The 22670-nt window shown below is 73.5% G+C and carries 20 protein-coding genes and 2 pseudogenes; 12 read left to right on the top strand and 10 right to left on the bottom strand.

Annotated elements, in window-relative coordinates:
- Window positions 1–33: 33 nt before the first annotated feature.
- From OG440_RS06715 to OG440_RS06705, 3 genes and pseudogenes are all read right to left on the bottom strand, one after another.
- Window positions 34–204, bottom strand: coding sequence for a hypothetical protein (locus OG440_RS06715; RefSeq protein WP_057602533.1), 171 nt, complete (start codon window positions 202–204; stop codon window positions 34–36).
- Window positions 205–333: 129 nt separating this feature from the next.
- A complete protein-coding gene (locus OG440_RS06710) occupies window positions 334–1155 on the bottom strand; it encodes a class I SAM-dependent methyltransferase (protein ID WP_406005901.1) in 822 nt (273 codons plus the stop codon).
- 152 nt (window positions 1156–1307) lie between these two features.
- A pseudogene (locus OG440_RS06705) lies at window positions 1308–1865 on the bottom strand (phosphatase PAP2 family protein); the annotation flags it as partial.
- A 67-nt stretch (window positions 1866–1932) separates the two neighbouring features.
- Here OG440_RS06705 and OG440_RS06700 point away from each other — a divergent pair.
- The 3 genes and pseudogenes from OG440_RS06700 to OG440_RS06690 form a co-directional block, all read left to right on the top strand.
- Window positions 1933–2592: a histidine phosphatase family protein gene (locus OG440_RS06700; RefSeq protein ID WP_406005900.1), complete on the top strand. Its 660-nt coding sequence runs from the start codon at window positions 1933–1935 to the stop codon at window positions 2590–2592.
- 89 nt (window positions 2593–2681) lie between these two features.
- Window positions 2682–4301, top strand: coding sequence for an ABC-F family ATP-binding cassette domain-containing protein (locus tag OG440_RS06695; protein WP_406005899.1), 1620 nt, complete (start codon window positions 2682–2684; stop codon window positions 4299–4301).
- Window positions 4302–4387: 86 nt separating this feature from the next.
- A pseudogene (locus OG440_RS06690) lies at window positions 4388–4657 on the top strand (DUF6158 family protein); the annotation flags it as partial.
- Between the two features lie 490 nt (window positions 4658–5147).
- Here the strand turns inward: OG440_RS06690 and OG440_RS06685 are convergent.
- The 3 genes from OG440_RS06685 to OG440_RS06675 all read right to left on the bottom strand — a co-directional run bounded on the left by OG440_RS06685 (window position 5148) and on the right by OG440_RS06675 (window position 8020).
- A complete protein-coding gene (locus tag OG440_RS06685) occupies window positions 5148–5690 on the bottom strand; it encodes a type 1 glutamine amidotransferase domain-containing protein (RefSeq protein ID WP_406005898.1) in 543 nt (180 codons plus the stop codon).
- Window positions 5691–5766: 76 nt separating this feature from the next.
- Complete coding sequence (locus tag OG440_RS06680; RefSeq protein WP_406005897.1) at window positions 5767–6147, bottom strand: DUF2795 domain-containing protein; 381 nt, start codon at window positions 6145–6147, stop codon at window positions 5767–5769.
- 76 nt (window positions 6148–6223) lie between these two features.
- Window positions 6224–8020, bottom strand: a complete 1797-nt coding sequence (locus OG440_RS06675) for a thiamine pyrophosphate-requiring protein (protein ID WP_406005896.1) — start codon at window positions 8018–8020, stop codon at window positions 6224–6226.
- A 256-nt stretch (window positions 8021–8276) separates the two neighbouring features.
- On the opposite strand from OG440_RS06675, the gene OG440_RS06670 reads away from it, so the two are divergent.
- The 4 genes from OG440_RS06670 (at window position 8277) to OG440_RS06655 (ending at window position 12617) form a co-directional block, all read left to right on the top strand.
- Window positions 8277–9071 (top strand): RNA polymerase sigma factor SigF, encoded by a 795-nt coding sequence (locus OG440_RS06670; protein ID WP_406005895.1) that lies wholly within the window; start codon window positions 8277–8279, stop codon window positions 9069–9071.
- Between the two features lie 158 nt (window positions 9072–9229).
- Complete coding sequence (locus OG440_RS06665) at window positions 9230–9973, top strand: hypothetical protein (protein WP_406005894.1); 744 nt, start codon at window positions 9230–9232, stop codon at window positions 9971–9973.
- A 335-nt stretch (window positions 9974–10308) separates the two neighbouring features.
- A complete protein-coding gene (locus OG440_RS06660) occupies window positions 10309–11559 on the top strand; it encodes an aminotransferase class I/II-fold pyridoxal phosphate-dependent enzyme (protein WP_406005893.1) in 1251 nt (416 codons plus the stop codon).
- A complete protein-coding gene (locus OG440_RS06655) occupies window positions 11556–12617 on the top strand; it encodes an MBL fold metallo-hydrolase (RefSeq protein WP_406005892.1) in 1062 nt (353 codons plus the stop codon). The genes OG440_RS06660 and OG440_RS06655 overlap by 4 nt, the downstream gene beginning before the upstream one ends.
- A gap of 172 nt (window positions 12618–12789) precedes the next feature.
- On the opposite strand, the gene OG440_RS06650 is transcribed toward OG440_RS06655, so the two are convergent.
- Both OG440_RS06650 and OG440_RS06645 read right to left on the bottom strand, forming a co-directional pair.
- On the bottom strand, window positions 12790–13419 hold the full coding sequence (locus OG440_RS06650) for a DedA family protein (RefSeq protein ID WP_406005891.1): 630 nt from the start codon (window positions 13417–13419) through the stop codon (window positions 12790–12792).
- On the bottom strand, window positions 13416–14189 hold the full coding sequence (locus OG440_RS06645; RefSeq protein ID WP_406005890.1) for an MBL fold metallo-hydrolase: 774 nt from the start codon (window positions 14187–14189) through the stop codon (window positions 13416–13418). The genes OG440_RS06650 and OG440_RS06645 overlap by 4 nt, the downstream gene beginning before the upstream one ends.
- Before the next feature lie 84 nt (window positions 14190–14273).
- On the opposite strand from OG440_RS06645, the gene OG440_RS06640 reads away from it, so the two are divergent.
- The 5 genes from OG440_RS06640 to OG440_RS06620 all read left to right on the top strand — a co-directional run bounded on the left by OG440_RS06640 (window position 14274) and on the right by OG440_RS06620 (window position 20364).
- Window positions 14274–14684 carry a hypothetical protein gene (locus OG440_RS06640; RefSeq protein ID WP_406005889.1) on the top strand — a complete coding sequence of 137 codons (411 nt, stop codon included), beginning with the start codon at window positions 14274–14276 and terminating at the stop codon, window positions 14682–14684.
- 84 nt (window positions 14685–14768) lie between these two features.
- Entirely contained in the window at window positions 14769–16880 is a 2112-nt protein-coding gene (locus tag OG440_RS06635) for a phage holin family protein (RefSeq protein ID WP_406005888.1), read from the top strand.
- Window positions 16881–16989: 109 nt separating this feature from the next.
- Window positions 16990–18051, top strand: a complete 1062-nt coding sequence (locus tag OG440_RS06630; protein ID WP_406005887.1) for an ATP-binding protein — start codon at window positions 16990–16992, stop codon at window positions 18049–18051.
- A complete protein-coding gene (locus OG440_RS06625) occupies window positions 18048–19844 on the top strand; it encodes a DUF2201 family putative metallopeptidase (protein ID WP_406005886.1) in 1797 nt (598 codons plus the stop codon). Before OG440_RS06630 ends, OG440_RS06625 begins: the two co-directional genes overlap by 4 nt.
- 94 nt (window positions 19845–19938) lie before the next feature.
- The gene (locus OG440_RS06620; RefSeq protein ID WP_020125610.1) at window positions 19939–20364 is read left to right on the top strand and encodes an OsmC family peroxiredoxin; all 426 of its coding nucleotides are present in this window, start codon (window positions 19939–19941) and stop codon (window positions 20362–20364) included.
- A 133-nt stretch (window positions 20365–20497) separates the two neighbouring features.
- Here OG440_RS06620 and OG440_RS06615 read toward each other — a convergent pair whose 3' ends face one another.
- Window positions 20498–20905: a hypothetical protein gene (locus OG440_RS06615; RefSeq protein ID WP_406005885.1), complete on the bottom strand. Its 408-nt coding sequence runs from the start codon at window positions 20903–20905 to the stop codon at window positions 20498–20500.
- Window positions 20902–22626: a right-handed parallel beta-helix repeat-containing protein gene (locus OG440_RS06610; protein WP_406005884.1), complete on the bottom strand. Its 1725-nt coding sequence runs from the start codon at window positions 22624–22626 to the stop codon at window positions 20902–20904. The genes OG440_RS06615 and OG440_RS06610 overlap by 4 nt, the downstream gene beginning before the upstream one ends.
- Window positions 22627–22670: the final 44 nt, after the last annotated feature.

Raw genomic sequence — 22670 nt, 5'->3', positions numbered from 1 at the left:
CCCGGGGAAGCCCGTGTCGTCCGCCGCGTCAGTTCACCACCTGTACCAGCGGCCCCTGCCTCCCGCGGAAGTGGTTCCGCGAGCCAGGAAGCCGAGCAGCCAGAGGACGAGAACCGCGAGTGCGATCCACCAGAGCAACTTCACCGCGAATCCGGCGCCGAAAAGAATCAGCACCAGCAGCAGAACCAGCAGAACGGGAACCATAGTGTCAACCTCCTGCAATGCGGGTTTCCCGGATTGCGGAAATCATTCGCACTTCATTTACGAACCGTCCGTGAACCGTCCCCGAATCGTCTTCGCGGCATCCTCGAAGCGTCCTGAGGCGTCCGCCGGTCAGGTGGCCTTCCGGCACAGGATCTCCGCGTGCAGAACGCCGAACCAGCCGTCCTCCTGTCGCCCCCACTCCCGCCAGGCCTCCGACACGGCGCGCAGTTCCTCCACCGTGGCGTGCCCGCCCTGGGTGGCGCGCTCCGCGTACGCCGACGCCACGGTGCGGTCGGCCCACAGGCCGCTCCACCAGGCCCGCTCGTCGGCGGTGCTGAACGTCCAGGTGGCCGAAGTGGCCGTGATGTCGGTGAATCCGGCGGACAGCGCCCAGGACTTCAGCCGGCGCCCGGCGTCCGGTTCGCCGCCGTTGGCCCGGGCCACCCGCCGGTACAGGTCCAGCCAGTCGTCCATCCCGGGTGACGCGGGGTACCAGGTCATCGCCGCGTAGTCCGAGTCGCGGACCGCCACGAAGCCCCCCGGCTTCGTCACCCTCAGCATCTCGCGCAGTGCCTGCACCGGGTCGCCGACGTGCTGGAGCACCTGGTGGGCGTGGACGACGCAGAAGGTGTCGTCCGGGTAGGCCAGGGCGTGCACGTCGGCGACCGCGAAGTCGGTGTTCGTCAGACCCCGTTCGGCCGCCGTGGCACGTGCCTGCGCCAGAACCCCCGGCGCGTGGTCGACGCCGGTGACGTGCCCGTCGGGGACCAGTGCGGCCAGGTCCGCCGTGATGGTGCCCGGACCGCAGCCGATGTCCAGGATCTTCATGTGGGGCTTCAGCGAACCGAGCAGGTAGGCCGCGGAGTTGGCGGCGGTCCGCCAGGTGTGCGAACGCAGCACCGACTCGTGGTGTCCGTGCGTGTAGACGGCCGTCTCCTGTGCTTTCGGCATGGCTCTACCCCTTCTCGACGAACCGGGTCCCCGGTTCCCCCACCGTACGCCGATGCTCGGATGGTGAGACCGTTGGTCTTGACATGTGGTCTGACGATGCATCAGCCGCCCTGCGTGCCCCGCCGACTCCGCCGTCGCAGGCGTCCGGCGTGCCGGACGGCGAACGCGGCGCCCACGCCCAGCGCCGCGCCCGCGAACACGTCGCTCGGGAAGTGGACACCCGTGTACACCCGCGACATCGCCACCGAGAACGCGACCGGCGCCACCACCGCGCCCCACACCGGCGACTCCAGGGCGACCCCGGCCGCGAAGGCCGCCGCCGACGCGGAGTGACCGGACGGGAAGGAGGTCGTGATCGGCTGCCGCTTCAGCCGCCGCCCGCGCGGCACCGCGTCCAGCACGGGCCGGGACCGGCGCACCGAACGCTTGCCGAGGGTGTTGATGGTGAGAGAAGCCAGGCCGAGGGAGGTCAGCCCGCGCGCTGCCGCGCGACGGGCCCGGGGCGTGCCGGACACGGCGAGGGCCGCCGCCGTCGCGAACCAGAGCACACCGTGGTTCGCGCTGCGGCTCAGGCGCGGCAGGACCGGCTCGGCGGCCGGCCAGTGCCGCTCGGCGGCGAACGCGAACACCTGGTCGTCGAAGGCGAGGAACAGATCGCGCAGACCGTGCCGACCGGGCTTCAGGACAGTGAGATCGACGTCGGGCATCATGCGCTGCGGGTACCCTGAAGTGGCCGTTTCCTGTGCGGAGGCGGCATCGACACCGGAGGGTCACTGCATGCGACTGCTGCTCGTCCGCCACGGCCAGACCCCCACCAACGTGGACTACCTGCTCGACACCGCCGTCCCCGGCCCCGGCCTCACCGAACTCGGCGCCCGGCAGGCCGCCGCACTGCCGCAGGCCCTCGTCGACGAGGACATCGAGACCCTCTACGCCTCCACCCTCGTGCGCACCCGGTTGACCGCCGCCCCGCTGGCCGCCGCCCGAGGCCTCGACGTCCTCGTGCGCGACGGCATCCGGGAGATCTCCGCGGGTGACCTGGAGATGGTGCCCGGCAACTCGGAGCGCGGCGAGCTCTACATGCGCACGGTGTTCGCCTGGGCGGCGGGCGACACCGGGCTGCGCATGCCCGGCGGGGAGAGCGGCACCGAGTTCCTGGCGCGCTACGACGCCGTGGTCGCCGAGGCCGCGGCGAGCGGCGCGGGAACCGTCGCGATGGTCAGCCACGGCGCCGCGATCCGCGCCTGGGCGGCGACCCGCGCCGACAACGTCGACGTTCCCTTCGCCGCGGCCAACCGCCTCGCCAACACCGGCACCGTCGTCCTCGAGGGCTCCCCGGCCGACGGCTGGAAGGCCCTGTCCTGGGCGGGCGCGGCCGTCGTGCCCGCGGGCGAGGGCGGCCCGGCGGGGGAGCCGGTGGCGGGGGCCGGCGGCTGACGGGCGGCGGCGCGCCCTCCCCGGCCCGCCGGCGTCCACGCGCATAACGGTTTGCCGCATCCCGTGGGCCGCCCGCAGAATGCGTCCTCATGGGACACCTGGAAGCCGCGCACCTCGAGTACTACCTCCCCGACGGGAGGGCGTTGCTCGGCGACGTGTCCTTCCGAGTGGGAGAAGGGGCCGTGGTGGCGCTGGTCGGACCCAACGGCGCCGGCAAGACGACTTTGCTGCGGCTGATCTCGGCCGAGCTGAAACCGCACGGCGGGACCGTCACCGTGTCCGGCGGCCTGGGCGTGATGCGCCAGTTCGTGGGCTCCGTGCGGGACGAGACGACCGTCCGTGACCTGCTGGTGTCCGTGGCCTCGCCCCGTATCCGCGAGGTCGCGCGGGCCGTCGACAAGGCCGAGCACGCGATCATGACCGTCGACGACGAGGCCGCGCAGCTCCAGTACGCGCAGGCCCTCTCCGACTGGGCCGAGGTGCGCGGGTACGAGGCCGAGACGCTCTGGGACATGTGCACCACGGCGGCGCTCGGCGTCCCCTACGACAAGGCCCAGTTCCGTCTCGTCCGCACCCTCTCCGGCGGTGAGCAGAAGCGGCTCGTGCTGGAGGCGCTGCTGCGCGGCACCGACGAGGTGCTGCTGCTCGACGAGCCGGACAACTACCTCGACGTGCCCGGCAAGCGGTGGCTGGAGGAACGGCTGAAGGAGACCCGCAAGACGGTCCTCTTCGTCTCCCACGACCGCGAACTCCTCTCCCGTGCCGCGGAGAAGATCGTCTCCGTCGAGCCCGGCCCGGCCGGAGCCGACGCCTGGGTGCACGGCGGCGGCTTCGACACCTACCACGAGGCCCGCCGCGAACGCTTCGCCCGGTTCGAGGAGCTGCGCCGCCGCTGGGACGAGAAGCACGCCCAGCTCAAGAAACTGGTGCTGAACCTCCGTCAGGCGGCCTCCATCAGCCACGAGTTGGCCTCCCGCTACCAGGCCGCCCAGACCCGGCTGCGCAAGTTCGAGGAGGCGGGGCCGCCGCCGGAGCCGCCCCGCGAGCAGGACATCACGATGCGTCTCAAGGGCGGCCGCACCGGCGTGCGCGCGGTCACCTGCAAGGGGCTGGAGCTCACCGGTCTGATGAAGCCCTTCGACCTGGAGGTCTTCTACGGCGAGCGGGTCGCCGTCCTCGGCTCCAACGGCTCGGGCAAGTCGCACTTCCTGCGGCTGCTGGCCGGCGACACCGTGGCACACACCGGGGAGTGGAAGCTCGGCGCGCGGGTCGTGCCCGGGCACTTCGCCCAGACCCACGCCCACCCCGAGCTCCTGGGCCGCACCCTCCTGGACATCCTGTGGAGCGAACACTCCCAGGACCGGGGCGCGGCCATGTCCCGGCTGCGCCGCTACGAGCTGACCCAGCAGGCCGAACAGACATTCGACCGGCTCTCCGGCGGGCAACAGGCCCGGTTCCAGATCCTGCTGCTGGAACTCCAGGGCGTCACGGCCCTGCTCCTCGACGAGCCCACCGACAACCTGGACCTGGAGTCCGCCGAAGCCCTCCAGGAGGGCCTCGAGGCCTTCGACGGCACGGTCCTCGCCGTCACCCACGACCGCTGGTTCGCCCGCTCCTTCGACCGCTACCTGGTCTTCGGCAGCGACGGCCGGGTCCGGGAGACCGCGGAGCCCGTGTGGGACGAACGGCGCGTGGAGCGGGCCAGGTAGGGCGCCGGGCCGCACGGAGGCCCGGTGGCCGGAATGTTCGTACAGTGGATGCGGAGACGTGTTTCCGGGTGGGGTACCCGAACCGCATGGACGAACACGACGAGCGGGGCATGACGATGACCGGAGTCGACCCGGACCGGCTGGACGACCAGCAGCTGATGAAAGAGCTGGAGACGATCCACCGCACGCGCCACGACACGCTGCTGTACGGCTCGAACGACGCCCTGCGCGTCCACAACGGCCGCATGGCCCAGCTGGAGGGCGAGTACCTGCGCCGCAACCCGCGCCGCTTCGTCTCGCCGGCCCGCACCCGGGACGGCGCGAGGGAACGGGCCGTCGGAACCGACACCGTCGCCTCCCGCCAGACTCCGACCGGCACCCGGGCGACCACGGAAGGCGGCTCGGCGGCCACGCCGGTCGGCAAGTGGGGCCCGGGCAGCGCGAGCGGCCCCGGCGGAGCCTGAGCCCACCGAGGCCGGTCCGATCGCGCGTCTCTCGCGATCTCTGTGTGCACTGTGTCTGTACTTGCGCGATGTCTGCGTGTGACGCGATGGCTGCGGGCGAGCCGCGTGTGAGCGGTCGACCGCAGACTGTCTACGGTGTCCGGCCGACGGCCGACGAGCCCACGGCCCACGAGTCACGGGGGACAGGCGACTGGCGACTGTCTACGAGCGACTGTCTACAGCCGAGTGCCTACGACCGGCCGCCGACGGCGGCTCGCCGACGGCGGCTCGCCGACGAGCGACTGTCGACAAACGACTGTCGACCTCCGACCATCGACGATGGCCCGCCGACGAGCCGCCGTAGACCTCGACCACCGACCGTCGACCACCGGCCACTGGTCGGTCAGCCCGCTTCCTGTGCGAACACGTCCAGAAACGCTGCGCAGAAAGCCTTCAGATCGTCCGGCTTGCGACTGGTGACGAGCTTGTTGGTGCCGTGGTCGCAGATCTTCACCTGCTCGTCGACCCAGGTGGCACCCGCGTTGCGCAGATCCGTCCCGAGGCTCGGCCATGAGGTCAGCACACGGCCCCGTACGACGTCCGCCTCGATGAGGGTCCACGGGGCGTGGCAGATCGCGGCGACCGGGCGGCCCTGCTCGAAGAAGTCCTTGACGAAGGCAACAGCCTTGGCGTCGGTGCGCAGGAAGTCGGGGTTCGCGACGCCGCCCGGCAGGACCAGCCCGCCGAAGGACTCCGCGGACGCCTCACCGACGACCTCGTCCACCGGGAACGTGTCCGCCTTGTCGAGATGGTTGAACGCCTGGATCTCGCCGGACTCGGTCGACACCAGGACGGGCTCGTGGCCCGCGTCCACCGCCGCCTGCCAGGGGTCGGTGAGCTCGACCTGCTCGACGCCTTCGGGTGCCGTCAGAAACGCGATGCGCATAGGGTTCAACATCCTTTCCGTGTCCTTGCGGCCCCCGTGTCGGCGGGCCCGATCTCACCGGCCGGCTGCCGCGCCGTCACCGGCCGCTGCCGACCAGCGCCTCGGCCAGCTCCTGGACGGTGGCGTAACGGTCCTTTCCCGGGAGCTCCCGCACCGCCTCCACCAGCCCGTCCGGCGCGTTCTTGCGGCTCAGGCCCCCGGCCAGCGCGCTCGCGTCCGCGGGGAAGGAACTCCGTCCCAGGTTCCGCGCCAGCTCCAGCCGGATGGTCTCCAGCGTCGCCCGGGGACTTCCGGGCACCACCGGCCCGCCCCAGATCTCGGGGTCGTCCTCGGCGGACGGCTCGGGGTCGTGCCACTCCTCCACCCGCGTGGGGTGGCCGGACCTCAGCAGCCCCTGCAACTCGTGCTTCATCTCGTCGTCCCGGTGCACGCTCAGCCGGTCGCTGCCACGCTGCATGTCTCACCCTCCAGGTTCGTCGGGGTCGGTGGCCACCGCGTACCCGAGGACAGGGAGCCGACACGGGGTCGCCCGGCTACTTCTCCTGTGGCCCCGGCAGGAACTCCTGCATCTTCGACCGGAAGCCCTGCTTGATCATGGAACCCCGGTCGGCGTCGCCCTTGAGGGCCGCGGCGGCCGTGGACTCGATCTGCTCCCAGGTGGCGTGCGGCGGGACCGGTGGCACGGCCGGGTCGGTGAGGAACTCGACGACCGCGGGGCCGTCCGCCTCCAGGGCGGTGCGCCAGCCCGCCTCGACCTCCTCCGGCGTCTCCACCCGGACCCCGGTCAGCCCCAGGGAGCGGGCGAACGCCGCGTACTCCACGTCCGGCAGTTCCTGCGAGGGCAGGAACGACGGCGCTCCGCCCATGGCGCGCATCTCCCACGTCACCTGGTTGAGGTCCCGGTTGTTCCACACCGCGACGACCAGCCGCGGGTCCGACCAGCGGTCCCGGTACTTGGCGGCGGTGATCAGCTCCGCCAGTCCGTTCATCTGCATGGCACCGTCCCCGACCAGCGCGATCACCGGCCGGTCCGGATGGGCGAACTTCGCGCCGATCGCGTACGGCACGCCGCAGCCCATCGTCGCCAGCGTGCCGGAGAGGGAGCCGCGCATGCCGGGGCGCATGGTGAGATGGCGGGCGTACCAGTTCGCCACCGAGCCCGAGTCCGAGGTGACGATCGCGTCGGGCGGGAGCAGCGGGGACAGCGCGCGGGCCACGTACTCCGGGTTGATCGGGTCGGCCGACAGCGCCGCCCTGCGGTCCAGCACGTCGTCCCAGCGCCGTACGTTGTCACAAACGGTTTCGAACCATTCCCGGCCGCGTTCCTCGCCCCTGATCATCGGGATCAGCCGGCGCAGCGTCTCCCGCGCGTCGCCGACGAGGTTCACCTCGTACGGGTAGCGCATCCCGATCATGTGCGGATCGAGGTCGATCTGCACGCCGCGCGCCTTGCCGAACTCGGGCAGGAACTGCGCGTACGGGAAGGACGAGCCGATCGTCAGCAAGGTGTCGCAGTCGCGCATCAGCTCGTAGGAGGGCCGGGTGCCGAGCAGCCCGATCGAGCCGGTGACGTAGGGGAGTTCGTCGCTCAGGACGTCCTTGCCGAGCAGGGCCTTCGCGACGCCCGCGCCGAGCAGTTCCGCGATCCGCTCGACCTCGGCCCGGGCCCCTGCGGCGCCCTGGCCGGCCAGGATCGCCACCTTGTCACCGGAGTTGAGGAGGTCGGCGGCCCGCCGCAGGGACTCCTCCGACGGGATCGTCGTCGCATCGCTCAGACCGAGACTGGACGGCACCATCTTGAACTCGTGCGTGGGCGCGGCGTAGTCGAGCTCCTGCACGTCCCCGGGGATGATGACCGCGGTCGGGCAGCGGCGGGCGTACGCGGTGCGGATCGCCCGGTCCAGCACGTTCGGCAACTGCTCGGGGACCGTCACCGTCTCCACGAAATCCGAGGCGACGTCCTTGAACAGCGTGTGCAGGTCCACCTCCTGCTGGTACGAGCCGCCCATCGCCGAACGGTGCGTCTGGCCGACGATCGCGAGGACCGGCACATGGTCGAGCTTCGCGTCGTACAGGCCGTTGAGCAGGTGGATCGCGCCCGGCCCCGAGGTCGCCACGCACACCCCGAGGCGGCCGCTGAACTTGGCGTAGCCGACCGCCTGGAACGCGGACATCTCCTCGTGCCGCGACTGTACGAAACGCGGCTCGTCCCCGGCCCGGCCCCAGGCGGCGAGCAGTCCGTTGATGCCGTCGCCGGGATAGCCGAAGACCTGCTCCACCCCCCACTCCCGCAGCCGCTGAAGGACGTGGTCGGAGACCTTGACGCTCATGGAAGTGACCTCCTGGGCAGACGACCTGGACGCGGTGTGCAGGGCGTGTCCCGTTCCGTGTGACCCCGGGGGCCGCCGGAAAACCTGGGCGGGTGTTTGGCGTGGGGAGTCCGGGGCAGGCGCGCAACAGTGCTTCGGACCGGAGGCACGTCCGTGGGAGGCCGCGATCTCGCGCCCCCGGCGGCCCGGTCGGGCTGCCGTCGCCTCCCCGGTGACCGGCCAACCCAGAGCACTGCCAAGGGAGTTGCCACACCCTATGCCGAACCGAGCGAGCACGAAGCGCCATGCGCACCACGACGCCCCCGACACCGCCGACGCCTTCCGCAGGCTGGCCACCCTGCCCCCGGGGCCCCAGCGCGACACGCTCCGCTCCCAGATCGTCGAGGCCTGGCTGCCCATGGCCGACCGACTCGCCGGCCGTTTCCGCAGTCGCGGCGAGTCCTTCGACGACCTGCGTCAGGTCGCCGCGCTGGGCCTGGTCAAGGCTGTCGACCGCTACGACCCCGAGCTCGGAAACGCTTTCGAGAGCTACGCCGTCCCCACCGTCACCGGTGAGATCAAGCGGCACTTCCGCGACCACATGTGGACCCTGCACGTGCCGCGCCGCGTCCAGGAACTGCGCAACCGGGTGCGCTTCGCCGGCCAGGAACTGGCCCAGACCGTCTCCGGACGGCGGCCCACCGTCGCCGAGATCGCCGAGCGCGCGCAACTCAGCGAGGAGGACGTCCGCACCGGTATGGAGGCGCTGGAGAGCTTCACCGCGCTGTCGCTGGACGCGGAGCTGCCGGGCGGCGAGGACGGCTACTCGCTGAGTGACCTGCTGGGGGCGGCGGACCCGGCGCTGGGCACGGTCGTCGACCGGGAGGCCGTCAGGGCACGGCTCGCCGCGCTGCCCGAGCGGGAGCGGGCGATCTTGTACATGAGGTTCTTCGAGGACATGACGCAGAGCCGGATAGCGGAGCGGCTGGGCATCTCGCAGATGCATGTCTCCCGGCTGATCAACCGGTGCTGCAACCGGTTGCGGGAACAGGTCCTCAACGACGTCGCGTAGCGGGCACCCGTCGGCGCGGGCGACCCCTGCGATCACCCGGTTGGTGGTCCGTGTCCCGCCAATGGCGTCCGGCGGCGCGCGGCCGGACGGTCCTCGGGCTCTGATGACTGTGGGGCGGGGAACGCCCCGCCCGCAGCCGTCGGCCGAAGGAACCGTCCATGCGTCGCACCGCCCACCTCCTCTCCGCCCTCGCCGTGGCCGGCGCCGTCCTGGTCGCCGTGGGTCCGTCGGCGGCCGCGGACCCGGCGGCGGAGGTCAGCCCCGGCAGCGTCGCCCCCGGCGGCAGCGTCACCGTCTCCGTCTCCTGCGGTCCCCTCGGCGCCACCGCGCCCGAGAGCCTCGACGCCTCCTCGCAGGCCTTCGCCGAGGGCACCGTCAAACTGAGCAAGGTCCCCGGCGCCGACGGCGCGCAGTCCGGGTCCGCCTATCGGGGCACCGCCCGCATCGCGCCCGCCACCGACCTCGAGGTGAGCCCGGACGCGGTCGGCCCGGACGCGGCCTGGACCGTCGACGGCACCTGCCCCGCGGCGCCCGGGGGACAAGGCAAGCCGTGGAGCGCGACCCTGGACGTCGCACGCGGCGCGCCGCAGCCGTGCGGGACGGCGTCCGCCGCGTCCTGCGCCACCGGCCGGCCGTGTCCGCAGGGGGAGGCCGCCTCCGCGGCGCACACCGACTGCGGCACCGTCCAGCCGTGCACCCCGCCCGAGCCCCAGCCGCGCGCCGGCGCGCCGAAGGAGGCCGACTGCGCCCCCGCCACCGTCGAGCACGGCGTGCAGGCCGGTGAGGGCGGTGCCTTCACCGATTCCGTTCCCGCGCTCGCCGCCGGTGGCCTGCTGATCGCCGGCGCGCTCGGCGCCGCCGTGCACCGGCTGCGCCGCCGGGACCCCGAAGGCCGCGCCTGACCCGCCGCGGAGGCCACCCGGCCCGCGCTGTGACCGGCGCAACGAGTGGCGGGGGCCATGGGGTGAGGTCCCTCGGGGTACTCGGAACCCAGGGGCACGACCGGCCCCGTACGAGCGTCCGGCCCCGCGGGGCCGTCGGGCCCCGCACGGGCCGGGCCGCCCCGCACGGCCCACGACGACGTCCGACGGCCTGGGGGCGGGGGCGGCACCCGCGCCGCGGGCACCGCACCAGGCAGCGCACCACCACAGGCACCAGGAGCACCTCAGGGACCACCGGCACGGCACCAGGACCAGGACCAGGCAGGGCACCAGGTACGGACTGCGCGGAGGACGACATGCGGCGGACGGAAGCGGAGGACCACGGGCCCGTCCGCTACGGGCCGCCGCTGCCCTCGGACGGACTTCCCGTGTTGCCGGAACTCGTCTCGGTGCTCGCCGGAGCCGCCGGCAGGGCCGACGGCGAGCCGGTCGGCGGCGGCCCCGCCCTCCTCGACGCCGCCCGCGGCTACTGGGAACGGCGCGGGACCCCCGCCGAGCCGGGCCGCCTCGTGGCCGGGCCCGGCGCACCCGCCCTGCTGCTCGCGCTGACCGCCGCCCTGGGCGGCGACGTCCTGGTGCCCCGGCCCTGCGCGGCCTGGTGGGCGCCGTACGCACGTCTGCTGGGACGGCCCGTCTTCCACGTGGCGACCCCCGCCGAGTGCGGCGGCGTCCCGGACCCCTACGCCCTGCTGGAGACCGTGCGCCGGGTGCGCGCCGAGGGCGGCGACCCGCGGCTGCTGGTGCTGTCCGTCGCCGACGACCCCACCGCGACCGTCGCGCCGCCCGAAGTGCTGCACGAGGCGGTGGAGGCAGCCGCGGGCGAGGGCCTGCACCTGGTCAGCGACGAGACCTGGCGCGACACACTGCACGCCCCGCACGACACCGTGCTGGTCAGCCCCGCCGAGATGCTCCCGGAGCAGGTCACCGTCGTCAGCGACCTCGCCGGTGCGCTGCTGCCGCCCGGTTGGCCGGCCGCCGTCGCCCGGTTCCCCGCCTCGGCCACCGGCGACGACCTGCACGCGCGCGTGCTCGACGTGCTCACCGCGCTCGGCGCGAGCGTGGCCGCCCCGGTGGCCGCCGCCGCCGCGTACGCCCTGGGGGAACCCGAGCCCGTCACCGCGCGCGTCGCCGCCGCCGTACGTCTGCACGCGCGCGTGGCGGACGCCGTGCACGCCGTCGTGGTCGGGGCGGGCGGCCTCGCCCTCCCGCCCCGGGCCGGCCGTCACCTGTACGTCGATCTCGGCCCGCTGCGCACCGCGCTCGCCGCGCACGGCGTCGGCGACGCACAGGACCTGGAGGACTTCCTCTCCGCCCGGCTGGGGATACCCGCGCCGGGCGGACACCGCTTCGGGGACGAGCTCGGGGCACTGCGCGTCCGGTTGTCGACCGGCACCCTGCTGGCGGCCGGTACGGACGCGCGGCGCGCCGACTGCCTCACGTCACCCGCACCGTTGGAACTGCCACACGTGCAACACGCGTTGATGCTCTTGAGGTCGGTCTTCGACGATCTCCGTGACGACGCTCAGCGATGGGAGCCTCCTCGATGACGCAGCAGTCCGAGTCGACCACCACCGGCACGGTGACCACCGAGGACATCGGCGCCCCGGCCCCGCTGTCCCCGCTCGCGCCCGCCGCCCCTCCTCTCGCCGAGCCACGCCCCCTCGGGGAGCGGCGGGTGTGGCCGCGGACCTTCCACGACCGGCTCACCTCGCCCCTGCCCAACCTCAAGGCCATCGCCCGGTTCGCCCGCGAGGGTTCCGTGCGGCCCGGCAGGGACGGCCTCGCCGACATTCCCCGGCTGCCCTTCGCCCCCGCCCCGCTGCCCCGGGTGGACGCCCGTACCGTCGCCGTCTCCTGGGCGGGGCACGCCAGTTGGGTGGTGAGCGTCGGCGGCCTCACCGTCCTGACCGACCCGGTCTGGTCCCGCCGTATCCTCGGCACCCCGGCCCGGATCACCCCTGTCGGCGTCCCCTGGGAGGCGCTCCCGCGCGTCGACGCCGTCGTCATCAGCCACAACCACTACGACCATCTCGACGCCCCCACGCTGCGCCGACTCCCGCGCGACACACCGGTGTTCGTGCCGGCCGGGCTCGGACGCTGGTTCCTGCGCCGCCGGTTCACCCGGGTCACCGAGCTGGACTGGTGGGAGGCGGCCGAACTGTCCGGCGTCCGCTTCGACTTCGTGCCGTCCCACCACTGGTCCAAGCGCTCCCTCACCGACACCTGTCACTCCCTCTGGGGCGGCTGGGTGCTCACCGCCCCCGACGGACAGCGCGTCTACTTCGCCGGCGACACCGGGTACGGCCACTGGTTCTCCCGGATCGGACAGCGCTACCCCGGCATCGACCTCGCCCTGCTGCCCATCGGCGCCTACGACCCCCGCTGGTGGCTCAGCGACGTCCACTGCGACCCGGAGGAGGCGGTCCGCGCCACCCTCGACCTCGGGGCGCGGCGGATGGCCCCCATGCACTGGGGCACGTTCGTGCTGTCCGCCGAGCCGGTCCTCGAACCCCTCACCCGCGTGCGTGCGGCCTGGGAGAAGGCGGGGCTGGACCGGGACGATCTGTGGGACCTGCCGGTGGGCGGCGCCCGGGTACTGGAGTAGCACGGCGCGGCGCGGCGCGGATCCGGCCCACCACGGCCGCTGGACCACTTCGGGCGCGGGACCACCACGGCCGCGGGATCGTCACGAACGCGGGGGCCGGACTGCGGGACCGGCACGACCGCGGGGCCGGACTGCGGGCACGGCACGACCGCGGGCCGGCACAGCCGCCCGGCTAGGCGGTTCTGGTGCCCCGGACCCGGCGCCACAGGCTCGGGGCCGCGCCTATCACCACGGTCAGCGCGATCGCGGCGACCACGCCCTCCCAGGGCTCCGGGAACAGCGAGCCGCCGAGCACGCCGATCAACTGGTAGGTCGCCGCCCAGGCCAGACAGGCCGGGAGATTGCCCCGCGCGAAGCGACGCAGCGGCCACTCGGCGACGAGACAGGCCAGCATCACCGGTATCCGGCCGGCCGGTACCAGCCGGGACAGCACCAGTACGGCCGTGCCGTGGTGGGCGAGCTTGTCCTGCGCCTGCTCCAGCCGCTCCTCCGGTGCCCGCGAACGGATCGCCTCCAGCCAGCGCGAGCCGTTCTTCGAGCGCATCCCGCGCCGCCCCAGCCAGTACAGCGCCGCGTCCCCGCAGAACGCCGCGAGCGACGCCGTCAGGAACACCATCAGCAGCGCGAACGGCACGGTCTGATGGACGGCGACCGCCGCCGCCGTACTGACCAGCGCGCCCGTCGGCACCACCGGCACCAGTGCCCCGATCAGCACCAGCAGGAACAGCGACGGATAGCCGAGGGCCTGCTGCGTGGCCTGGGTCGGCACGACCGTCACGGTCGCGGCGAGCCACCATTTCACCGGAAGACCTCCGGGCGCAGGCTCTCCCCGTGCCCGAGACGGTGCACCGCCACCTTCGGCGCGCGTTCCGCCGCGAGCCTTACGAACTCCTCGCCGGGAGCATGGAATTCATGGGGGCGCACGGCGTCCATGCCGATCGGCCAGTACGTGCCGTAGTGCACCGGCACCGCGGTGCGCGGCGCCAGCCGGGCCAGGGCCTCGGCCGCGCGCCCCGCGTCCAGGTGCCCCTCGCCGAGATACGGGCCCCAGCCGCCCACCGGGAGCAGCGCCACGTCGACCGGTCCGACCTCCTCGGCCATGTCGTCGAACAGGCCGGTGTCCCCGGCGAAATACGTCCTGGCCTCGCCCTCGACGACGTATCCGAGCGCGGGGGAGTGGTGCCGTCCGACCGGCAGCCGCCGTCCGTCGTGGCGCGCGGGCACGGCCCGTATCCGCACGTCGCCGACGGTGGTCTCGTCCCCCGGCGCCATCTCGCTCAGCCGCAGGTGCCGCAGGCGGCGCAGCCCGGGGACGGCGCGCGGCGCGCCCCGGGGCACCAGCAGGCGCGTGCCCGGCGCAAGGCGCGCCAGCGAGGGCACATGGAGATGGTCGGCGTGCAGGTGGGAGACGAGCGCCACGTCCGCGCGCCAGGCGCCGGGCGGGGGCAGCGCGCCCCGGCGGCGGCGCAGATGCGCGAGGCGGCGCGCGAACAGGGGATCGGTGAGCACACGTACGTCCGAATCCTCGACCGTACAGGTGGCGTGCCCCCACCACGTGATCTCCACTGCCACCTCTTTGCCTCCTTCGCGCGACTCCCCCGAAGCCTACGGGCAGGAGTAGGGTCGGCGGCGAAACCCGGAGGTGAGGGGGACGCCATGGGACCGGTGCGGGTCATGCGGGTCACGGCGATCGCGAGTCTGACGCCGCTCGAGGAACTGGACGCCGATCCCTTCCTGGTGGACTCCCGCAGCCAGCACGCGATGTGCGCGCGGTGGGCCGCGGAGCGCGGCTACGTCGTCGGCCGGGAGCTCCTGGTCCGCGGGCTGCGCGCCGACCACTGCGTGCTGTGGGAAGGCGTCCGGGCCGGCGTCGACCTGTTCGTCGCGCCGAGCCGGCGGGTCCTGGAGAGCGCGCTGTCGTCCGTGGAGGAGTTCGCCGCGGAGTGCGCGCGGCGCGGTGTGCGGGTGGAGACGGTCGGCAGCGCCGAGCCCGCCTACGACGCGCAGATGAAGGCCCGGGTGCACCGGAGGCTCTCGATGCCGACGGCCGGCTACGACGGGCGGTAGCCGCGGGGTGCCCGCCACCGCGGTATGACAGGGTGGAGGGCGGCCCCCGCGGGCGTCGGGGCCGGAACGTGAGGTGTACGGGGCGTGCGTGGGGTGCGGTGGCGGCGGGCCGCCAGTCAGGTCGGGCGGAGCATCGCGGTGTGGGCCGTCTGCACGCTCACGATGCTGGTGCTCGCGGGGATCCTGCCCGACTTCCGGCTCCAGTCCGCCGACGGGGACAGCGCCACCACCATCGCCAGGACCGCCGCCGTCGGCGCCGGCGTGTTCGGTCTGCTGTCGGCCCTGGCCTGGCCCCTGCTGGTGCGCCTGCTGTTGCTCGTACCGGCGTTGGTCCTCGGTCTGCTGGTGTTCTTCCTCAACGGTTCGCTGCTGCTGCTCGCTCTGCGGCTCAACCCCTCCGGGCAGAGCGAGGTGGCCCCCGAGACCGCCGTCATCGTCGCCGCCGTGATGTCCGCCGTCGCCTCCGCGACGGGCGGCGCCCTGGCCGTACGCGACGACGACGCCTACCGCCGCCGCCTGTACCGGCTCGCCGACCGCCGCCGAAGAGGCGGCGCCGCCTGCCCCGCCACCCCCGGCACCGTCTTCCTCCAACTCGACGGCGTCGGCCACGACGTGCTGGCCGCGGCGGTACGCAAGGGGCTGATGCCGACCGTCGCCCGATGGCTGGGCAGCGCCCCGGCCCAGGACCGCGGGCAGGCCCGCGCAGGCGGCACCCCACGCCCCAGCCACCGGCTCACCGTCTGGCACACCGACTGGTCCAGCCAGACCGGCGCCAGCCAGCTCGGCATCCTGCACGGCAGCAACCACGACGTGCCCGCCTTCCGCTGGTACGAGAAGGACACCGGGGAGGTGATGGTCTGCAACCGGCCCACCAGCGCCGCCGAACTCCAGCGCCGCGCGGTCGAGTACACCGGTGACGGCGGGCTGCTGTCCGCCGACGGCGCGAGCCGCGGCAACCTCTTCGGCGGCGGCGCCGACGAGCAGGCCCTGGTGCTGTCCATCGCCACCCGCAGGCGCAGCCGGGAGACGCGGTCCCGGGACGGCTACTTCGCCTACTTCTCCGACCCGGCCAACGCCGTGCGCACCGCCCTGTCGTTCGTCGCCGAGGTCGGCCGCGAGATGGGCCAGTCCCTCCGCGCCCGGCTGCGCAGGGAGCGCCCGCGCGTCGGACGCGGCGGCCTCTACCCGCTGGTCCGCGCCTTCGCCACGGTCGTCGAACGGGACGTCGTGGTGGCCGCCGTGACGGGCGACATGCTCGCCGGCCGCACCGCCGTCTACGCCGACCTGGTGGCGTACGACGAGGTGGCGCACCACTCCGGGCCGCTCGGCCGGGACACCGAGCAGGTCCTCGGCCGTCTCGACCGGGCGCTTGCGCTGCTCGAGAACGTCGCCGAACACGCCCCCCGCCCCTACCGGATCGTCGTCCTGTCCGACCACGGCCAGAGCCCTGGGGAAACGTTTCACGCCCGCTACGGCCTCACCCTCCACAATCTGGTGCGGGCCGGCTGCGGGCTGCCCGTACCGCGCAAGGCCGAACGCACCCACAGCGGCGCCGAGGCCCGGGCGGCCGTCCGCGCGGCCCTGCGCCGGCCCGTCGAGGAGGGCGGCGAACGCCACCGCCCGGCCGGCCGCGACGCGGAACCCGTCGTGCTGGCCTCCGGCAACCTCGGCCTGATCTCCTTCCCGGACGTGCCGCACCGGATGAGCAAGGAGGAGATCGACGCCCGCCACCCCGCCCTGCTGACCACCCTCGCCAACCACCCCGGCATAGGGTTCCTCCTCGTCCGCAGCGAGGAACACGGCGGGGTCGTCCTCGGCGCGCACGGCGCGGAGATACCCCTGGACCGCCTCGACCGGACGCCCGGCCCGCTGGCCGCCTTCGGGCCCGGCGCGGCCGACGCGGTGCGCCGCACCCACTCCTTCCCGCACACCGCCGACATCATGGTCAACTCCTTCCACGACCCGGCCGACGGCGAGGTCCTCGCCTTCGAGGAGCAGATCGGCTCCCACGGCGGCCTCGGCGGCGCCCAGGCGAGACCCTTCCTGCTGTCCCCGCTCGCGCTGTCCGCACCCGTCGGGGACGACGAGGAGCTGACCGGCGCGGAGCAGGTGCACCGCGTCCTGCGCCGCTGGCTGCGCGAGTCCGGCGGGCCCCGGATACCGCTCGAGACGGCGCCGCAGGAGCGCGCCGCCTGAAAATCGGCTGCGCCGGGGGAGCCGTACGCACACACTGGCGGTACCGGTCCGGTCGTCCGGATCCCGCGCACTCGCGCCCCTTCCGCATCCCTCGAGGAGCCCCTCCGCTGTGCAGGCTGCCGTCACCGTCACGCCTTCCCGTATCCCCGAACTGCTCCTCGGCCTCGCCACCGTGCGGCCGGTGTTCCTCTGGGGTGCCCCCGGCATCGGAAAGTCCTCCCTGGTCCGGGACTTCGCCGAGTCGCTGGGCCTGGAGTGCGTGAGCCTGCTCGGTACCCAGCTCGCGCCCGAGGACCTGATCGGCGTGCCGCAGATCCGGGACGGCCGGTCGGTGTTCTGCCCGCCGGAGGCCATCGCCCGTGACGAGCCGTACTGCCTGTTCCTGGACGAGCTCAACGCGGCCACGCCCGACGTCCAGAAGGCGTTCTACTCCCTCATCCTCGACCGGCGGATCGGCAACTACGAGCTCCCCGAGGGCTCGATCGTCATCGGCGCCGGCAACCGGGCCACGGACAACGCCCTCGCCCGGCCGATCGCCTCCGCGCTCGTCAACCGCCTCACCCACGTACACCTCGAGGCCTCGGCGAAGGACTGGCTGAAGTGGGCCGCGGGCAACGACATCCACCCGTGGGTGCTCGACCACCTCACCGACCGGCCCGACCACCTGTGGTCCAAGCCGCCGAAAACCGAGGAACCGTTTTCCACCCCCCGCTCCTGGCACATGCTCTCCGACGCGCTGCACTCCTTCGGGCGCGACCTCGACGAGGACACCCTCACGGTGCTCGCGCACGGCACGCTGACGCCCACGCACGCCACCGCCTTCCGCGGTTACGTCAAGATCGTCCGCAGCCGGTACGGCATCGAGGCCATCCTCAAGGGCGAGGCCCCCTGGCCGCGCCGGGTGGAGGACCGCGACCTGCTCTACTACCTCGCCGACTCGTTCCGTGGCCGGCTCGTCAAGGAACTCCCCGCCGTCAGGGAGCACATGTCGGCGAAGGGCCGGCAGACCGCGTACCGCGCCAAGTCGCTGCTCGTCCAGCTCGCGGAGATCTCCGTCGAGGTCGCCCAGACCGTCATCGCCTCCGACGCCGACGGCAACCCGGTGCTGCCCGCCTGGTTCCTGGTCGAGGCGGCCCGGGACATGCCCCGCCTGGTGGAGGCGCGCCGGTGAGACGGGAGGACCGCGACAAGAAGAAGCGCGACCTCGCGGCGGAGGCGTACGAGGCCGGGAAGGCGGCGCTGCGCGGCAACCCGGCGCTGGCCGCCGTCGACTTCGACACCTGCCGCCGCGAGGAGTGCACCCTGGCTCCCCGGGACGGACTCGTCCGCGCCGACTCCAACGGCACCCTGCACGCCCACCCCACCCGGATCGCCGACCCCGCCCTCTGGGCCTGGTCCCTCGCGCACGCCGCCCTCCACCTCGGTTTCGGACACCTTCCGGCGTCCCCGCACGAGCGCGCCCAGCCCGACCGGTACGACCTCGCCGCGCGCTGCATGGTCGTGAACCGGTTTCTGCTGACGTTTCCGGTCGGCCGCGCCCCCGACGAGCTGCCGTCGTCGTACCCGGGCGGCGACGAGGAGCAGCTCGCCGCGCGCTGGCGCCGCATCGGGCTCCCGGCCGCCTACGAGCACTGCGGCACCGCGGGCACGGACACCGACCAGCTGCTCGTGCGATGGACCTGGTCCGGGCGCCCGCTGCCGGACTGGCCGCTGGCCTTCGCCACCGCCCTGACCCGGACCGTGTCCGCCGCGATGGACATGGCGGGCGGCCGCCGCGACTCCCTCGGCGGCGCGGTGACCGTCTGGCGGCCCTGGGAACGCGCGCTGGGCTGGTTCGTCTCGTCCTACCCGCTGCTCGGCGGCCTCGCGGCCGGTATCAAGCTCGTCGCCGACGCCGAACTCGCCCGCGCGCACGGCATCTCGATCGCCGCCGTGAACGCGGAGGCGGGCGAGATCTACATCAACCCGCTGCGCCGCTACGACGACGAGGAGTGGCGGTTCGTCCTCGCCCACGAGATGCTGCACGCCGCCCTGCGCCACGGCGACCGGTGCGGCACCCGCGATCCCTACCTCTTCAACGTCGCCTGCGACTACGTCGTCAACGGCTGGCTGCGCGAGATGCAGGTCGGCACCATGCCCGAAGGTCTGCTGTACGACGCCGAGTTGTCGGGCCTGTCCGCCGAGGAGGTCTACGACCGCATCACCGTGGACCTGCGCCGCATGCGCCGGCTGGCCACCCTGCGCGGCAAGGGCCTCGGCGACATTCTCGGCGCCCCGCTCGGCCCGCCCCGCGACTACGTCGACCTCGACGGCTTCTACCGCCGCGGCCTCGCCCAGGGGCTCGAACTGCACCGGCGGCAGGAACGCGGCTTCCTGCCCGGCGGCTTGGTGGAGGAGATCCGCGCGCTCAGTCACCCGCCGCTTCCCTGGGACGCCCGACTGGCCCGCTGGTTCGACGAGTTCGTGCCGCGTCCCGAGCCGGTGCGCACCTACGCCCGGCCCGCGCGACGGCAGGCCTCCACTCCCGACATCCCGCGCGCGGGACGGTACTTCCCTCCCGAGGAGATCGCCCGCTGCACCTTCGGCGTCGTCCTGGACACCTCCGGCTCCATGGACCGCACCCTGCTCGGCAAGGCGCTCGGCGCCATCGCCTCGTACGCCGAGGCCCGCGACGTCCCGGCCGCCCGGGTGGTGTTCTGCGACGCGGCCCCGCACGACGCGGGCTATCTCCCCGTCACCGAGATCGCCGGCCGGGTCCGGGTGCACGGCCGCGGCGGTACGGTCCTCCAGCCCGGCATCGACCTGCTGCACCGCGCCGACGACTTCCCGCCCGGCGCACCGCTGCTCGTCATCACCGACGGCGAGTGCGACGTACTGCGGGTACGGCGCGAGCACGCGTACCTGATCCCGCAGGGTGGCCGACTCCCGTTCACCGCGCGGGGGCCGGTGTTCCGGGTGCGGTGACGCGGAGTGTGATCGGATGGGGGCACGGAAAACCCGTGCACCGCATATCCGTGCAACGGGAACCCCCGCAGAACTCCATGCGAAAGGAACAACCGTGGCCACCACGCGCTCCGCACACACCGTCTGGGAAGGCAACCTGCTCGAGGGCAACGGGGTCGTGACCTTCGACTCCTCCGGCATCGGCCAGCAGCCGGTGTCGTGGCCGTCGCGCGCCGAGCAGGCGAACGGCAAGACCAGCCCGGAGGAGCTGATCGCCGCCGCCCACTCCAGCTGCTTCTCCATGGCGCTGTCACACGGCCTGGCCGGCGCCGGCACCCCGCCCACCAAGCTCGTCACCTCCGCCGATGTCACCTTCCAGCCGGGAGAGGGCATCACCGGCATCCACCTGACCGTGGAGGGCACCGTCCCCGGCCTCGACGACGACGCGTTCGCCGCCGCCGCCGAGGACGCCAAGAAGAACTGCCCGGTCAGCCAGGCGCTCACCGGCACGACCATCACCCTGTCGGCCAAGCTCGCCTGAATCCGCAGGCAGGGCCGGGGCGCGGGAGTCGCACGAGACCCCCGCGCCCCGTCGCCCCGCCAGACCTCCGCGTCCCATCAGACCCCCGCGCCCCGTCGCCCCTCCGGCCCCCCGCCGGGCAGGGCCGCCCGGCTCAGACGAGTCCCGTCAGCCCCCTGATCGCGGACTGCGCCCACTCCTGCGCCCCGACCGCCGTCCCGGCCGCGAGGCCGGTCGCCACGGGGGCCAGGGCTCCCCTGAGCAGGGTCACCGAGCGGCGCAGCCTACCCGGCTCGGGCGACTCGGCACCCGTGATCTCGGCGAGGACCTCCTGGGCCGCGCTCTCGGTGTCCTCGCGTTCCCGGTCGCCGAGGCCGGCCGTGGGAAGCTGCCGGAGCAACTCGGTCACCAGCGTCGCGAGCGCCTCGTGTCCCGGGGCGACCGTGCTGTTGAGCTGCTGGTTCTGGGTGACCGTCTCGTTGTTCCAGGCGAACTGGGAGCTCGACACGCCCCCTTGGAACACCGGACCGTCGTAGTGGTGCACCTGCCGCGGGTCGTTCATCGGTCGGCTCCGTCCTGATCGCTCTCGCCGCTCTGGTTGGTCTGCTGCTGGGTGACGTGGGTGTTGTTCCACGCCAACTGGGCGCTGTGGACGGCCTCGACGAAGACGGGGCCGTGGTAGTGGTTGACGACGGTCGGCGGCGGTGCCGGCTCCGTGATCTCCGTGACCGGCAGCGATGTACGGAGTGAGACCAGCTTGACGCGGCCGTTGTGCTGCACGGCCACCCCCGTCGTCCCGGGCACGGCACAGTCCGCCAGCCGGCCGCCGCACGTCTCGTCGCAGCGCACGCCCGTGGCCCCGCAGTCCTCGAAACGGCTGTCGGAGACATCCAGATACGCGGAGCCCGTCCCGCACAGGCCGTACGACTCCGCGCCGGTGACGGCGAGGTTCCTCGCGACGAGCCGCGCCGTGCCGAACGCCAGCGCCCCGCCGGTGCTCACGGAGGAGACCGTGCTGTCGTGGACGTGCAGCTGCGCCTCCTCGCCGGCGCCGAACCCCAGCAGCCCGCGCTCCGCCGACACTCCCCTCAGCGTCACCCGGGACTGACCGACGGCGGCCACGGCGGCCATGTCGAAGTCGAGGATCCTGGCGTTGGTGAGCTCGGCGGTCGTGCCGCCGTTGCCCCGCGCCTCCAGGCCGAACGGGCAGCGCTCGACGCGCACCCCCGCGAACTCGGCCTTGCTCTCGTCCCAGACCCGCAGCGCGACGCCGGTCAGGTCGCGCACGTCGACACGGGTGAAACGCCCTCGGGCCTTGTCGGTGACGGCGATGCCGACGTTGCCCGCCGAGACCCGGCAGCCGGTCACCCGGGGGGCGCCGCCCCGCGTCGACAGCACCGCGACGTTTCCCGCGCCGCTGATCTCGCAGTCCTCGAACGTGCCCCGGCCCGAGTCCTGGACGTGGATGCCGGTGTCGCGGCAGTCGGCGAACACACAGCCGCGCACCGCCGGGTCGGCACCGCTCGCCACCAGGATCCCGTTCTCGGCGTCGGTGACCCGGGTGCCGTGTACGGAACCCCGGGACTGCTCGATGAAGGCCAGGCCCGCCCCGTGCGTGGCGACGACCGCGCACTCCTCGACGGTCAGCTCCGCCCGGGTGTCCGCCATGACGGCCGCCCGCTCGGCGCCGGTGACCTCGCATCCCACGAGGTGGGCCGAGGCGTCGCTGACCCGGACGCCGTGGATCCGGCTGCCGTCGAACCGGCTGTCCCGGACCAGCACCCGGGCGTTCTCGATCACCGCGACCGCGTTGTCGGCGGCGTCGGTGAACCGGCACCGCTCGACCTGGCCGCCGGCGCCGGCGAAGACGGTACGGCCGTACCGGAACTCGCTGTCCGTCAGCGTCACGGAGGTGCCCGGCCGGGCGTGCACACAGACGCCGTCGTGCGCCCGGACCGCCACCCGGTCGAGGCTGAGGGCCCCCGCGTGGCAGTCGACGACGCCGGCGTCGGCGTCCCGGCCGACCAGCACCAGGCCGCGGACCACGACCGACCCCGAGACGTCGAGCACGGTGCCCCGGGGGACGCCCACCGTCACGGAACCGGCGTCACCGAGCGCGGTCAGCTCGATCTCGCCCCGGACGCTGAGCCGTTCCTGGTAATGGCCGGGGGTGATCTCCACGCGGGCGGCCCGGCCCCGGGCGGTCGCGGCACGCAGCGCGGACCCGATGTCGGGGTGGGTGCCACGGCCACCGTGCGGCGCGACCACGTACCTCTTGACCATGTCCGCCACCCCCGTAGCGCCCGCCCGTGACGGATCGTCGACTC

Origin of the sequence: Streptomyces sp. NBC_00637, assembly GCF_045161545.1 — a bacterium.
Classification (GTDB): Bacteria; Actinomycetota; Actinomycetes; order Streptomycetales; family Streptomycetaceae; genus Streptomyces.
This window is presented reverse-complemented; position numbering and strand designations above follow the sequence as displayed.

What these genes read in the sequence shown, in the direction of transcription:
- OG440_RS06615 (WP_406005885.1), bottom strand. Translation starts at nt 20,905, where the DNA reads ATGAACGACCCGCGGCAGGTGCACCACTACGACGGTCCGGTGTTCCAA.
- OG440_RS06680 (WP_406005897.1), bottom strand. Translation starts at nt 6,147, where the DNA reads ATGCAGCGTGGCAGCGACCGGCTGAGCGTGCACCGGGACGACGAGATG.
- OG440_RS06695 (WP_406005899.1), top strand. Translation starts at nt 2,682, where the DNA reads ATGGGACACCTGGAAGCCGCGCACCTCGAGTACTACCTCCCCGACGGG.
- OG440_RS06710 (WP_406005901.1), bottom strand. Translation starts at nt 1,155, where the DNA reads ATGCCGAAAGCACAGGAGACGGCCGTCTACACGCACGGACACCACGAG.
- OG440_RS06670 (WP_406005895.1), top strand. Translation starts at nt 8,277, where the DNA reads ATGCCGAACCGAGCGAGCACGAAGCGCCATGCGCACCACGACGCCCCC.
- OG440_RS06610 (WP_406005884.1), bottom strand. Translation starts at nt 22,626, where the DNA reads ATGGTCAAGAGGTACGTGGTCGCGCCGCACGGTGGCCGTGGCACCCAC.
- OG440_RS06685 (WP_406005898.1), bottom strand. Translation starts at nt 5,690, where the DNA reads ATGCGCATCGCGTTTCTGACGGCACCCGAAGGCGTCGAGCAGGTCGAG.
- OG440_RS06660 (WP_406005893.1), top strand. Translation starts at nt 10,309, where the DNA reads ATGCGGCGGACGGAAGCGGAGGACCACGGGCCCGTCCGCTACGGGCCG.
- OG440_RS06675 (WP_406005896.1), bottom strand. Translation starts at nt 8,020, where the DNA reads ATGAGCGTCAAGGTCTCCGACCACGTCCTTCAGCGGCTGCGGGAGTGG.
- OG440_RS06640 (WP_406005889.1), top strand. Translation starts at nt 14,274, where the DNA reads ATGGGACCGGTGCGGGTCATGCGGGTCACGGCGATCGCGAGTCTGACG.
- OG440_RS06715 (WP_057602533.1), bottom strand. Translation starts at nt 204, where the DNA reads ATGGTTCCCGTTCTGCTGGTTCTGCTGCTGGTGCTGATTCTTTTCGGC.
- OG440_RS06665 (WP_406005894.1), top strand. Translation starts at nt 9,230, where the DNA reads ATGCGTCGCACCGCCCACCTCCTCTCCGCCCTCGCCGTGGCCGGCGCC.
- OG440_RS06700 (WP_406005900.1), top strand. Translation starts at nt 1,933, where the DNA reads ATGCGACTGCTGCTCGTCCGCCACGGCCAGACCCCCACCAACGTGGAC.
- OG440_RS06655 (WP_406005892.1), top strand. Translation starts at nt 11,556, where the DNA reads ATGACGCAGCAGTCCGAGTCGACCACCACCGGCACGGTGACCACCGAG.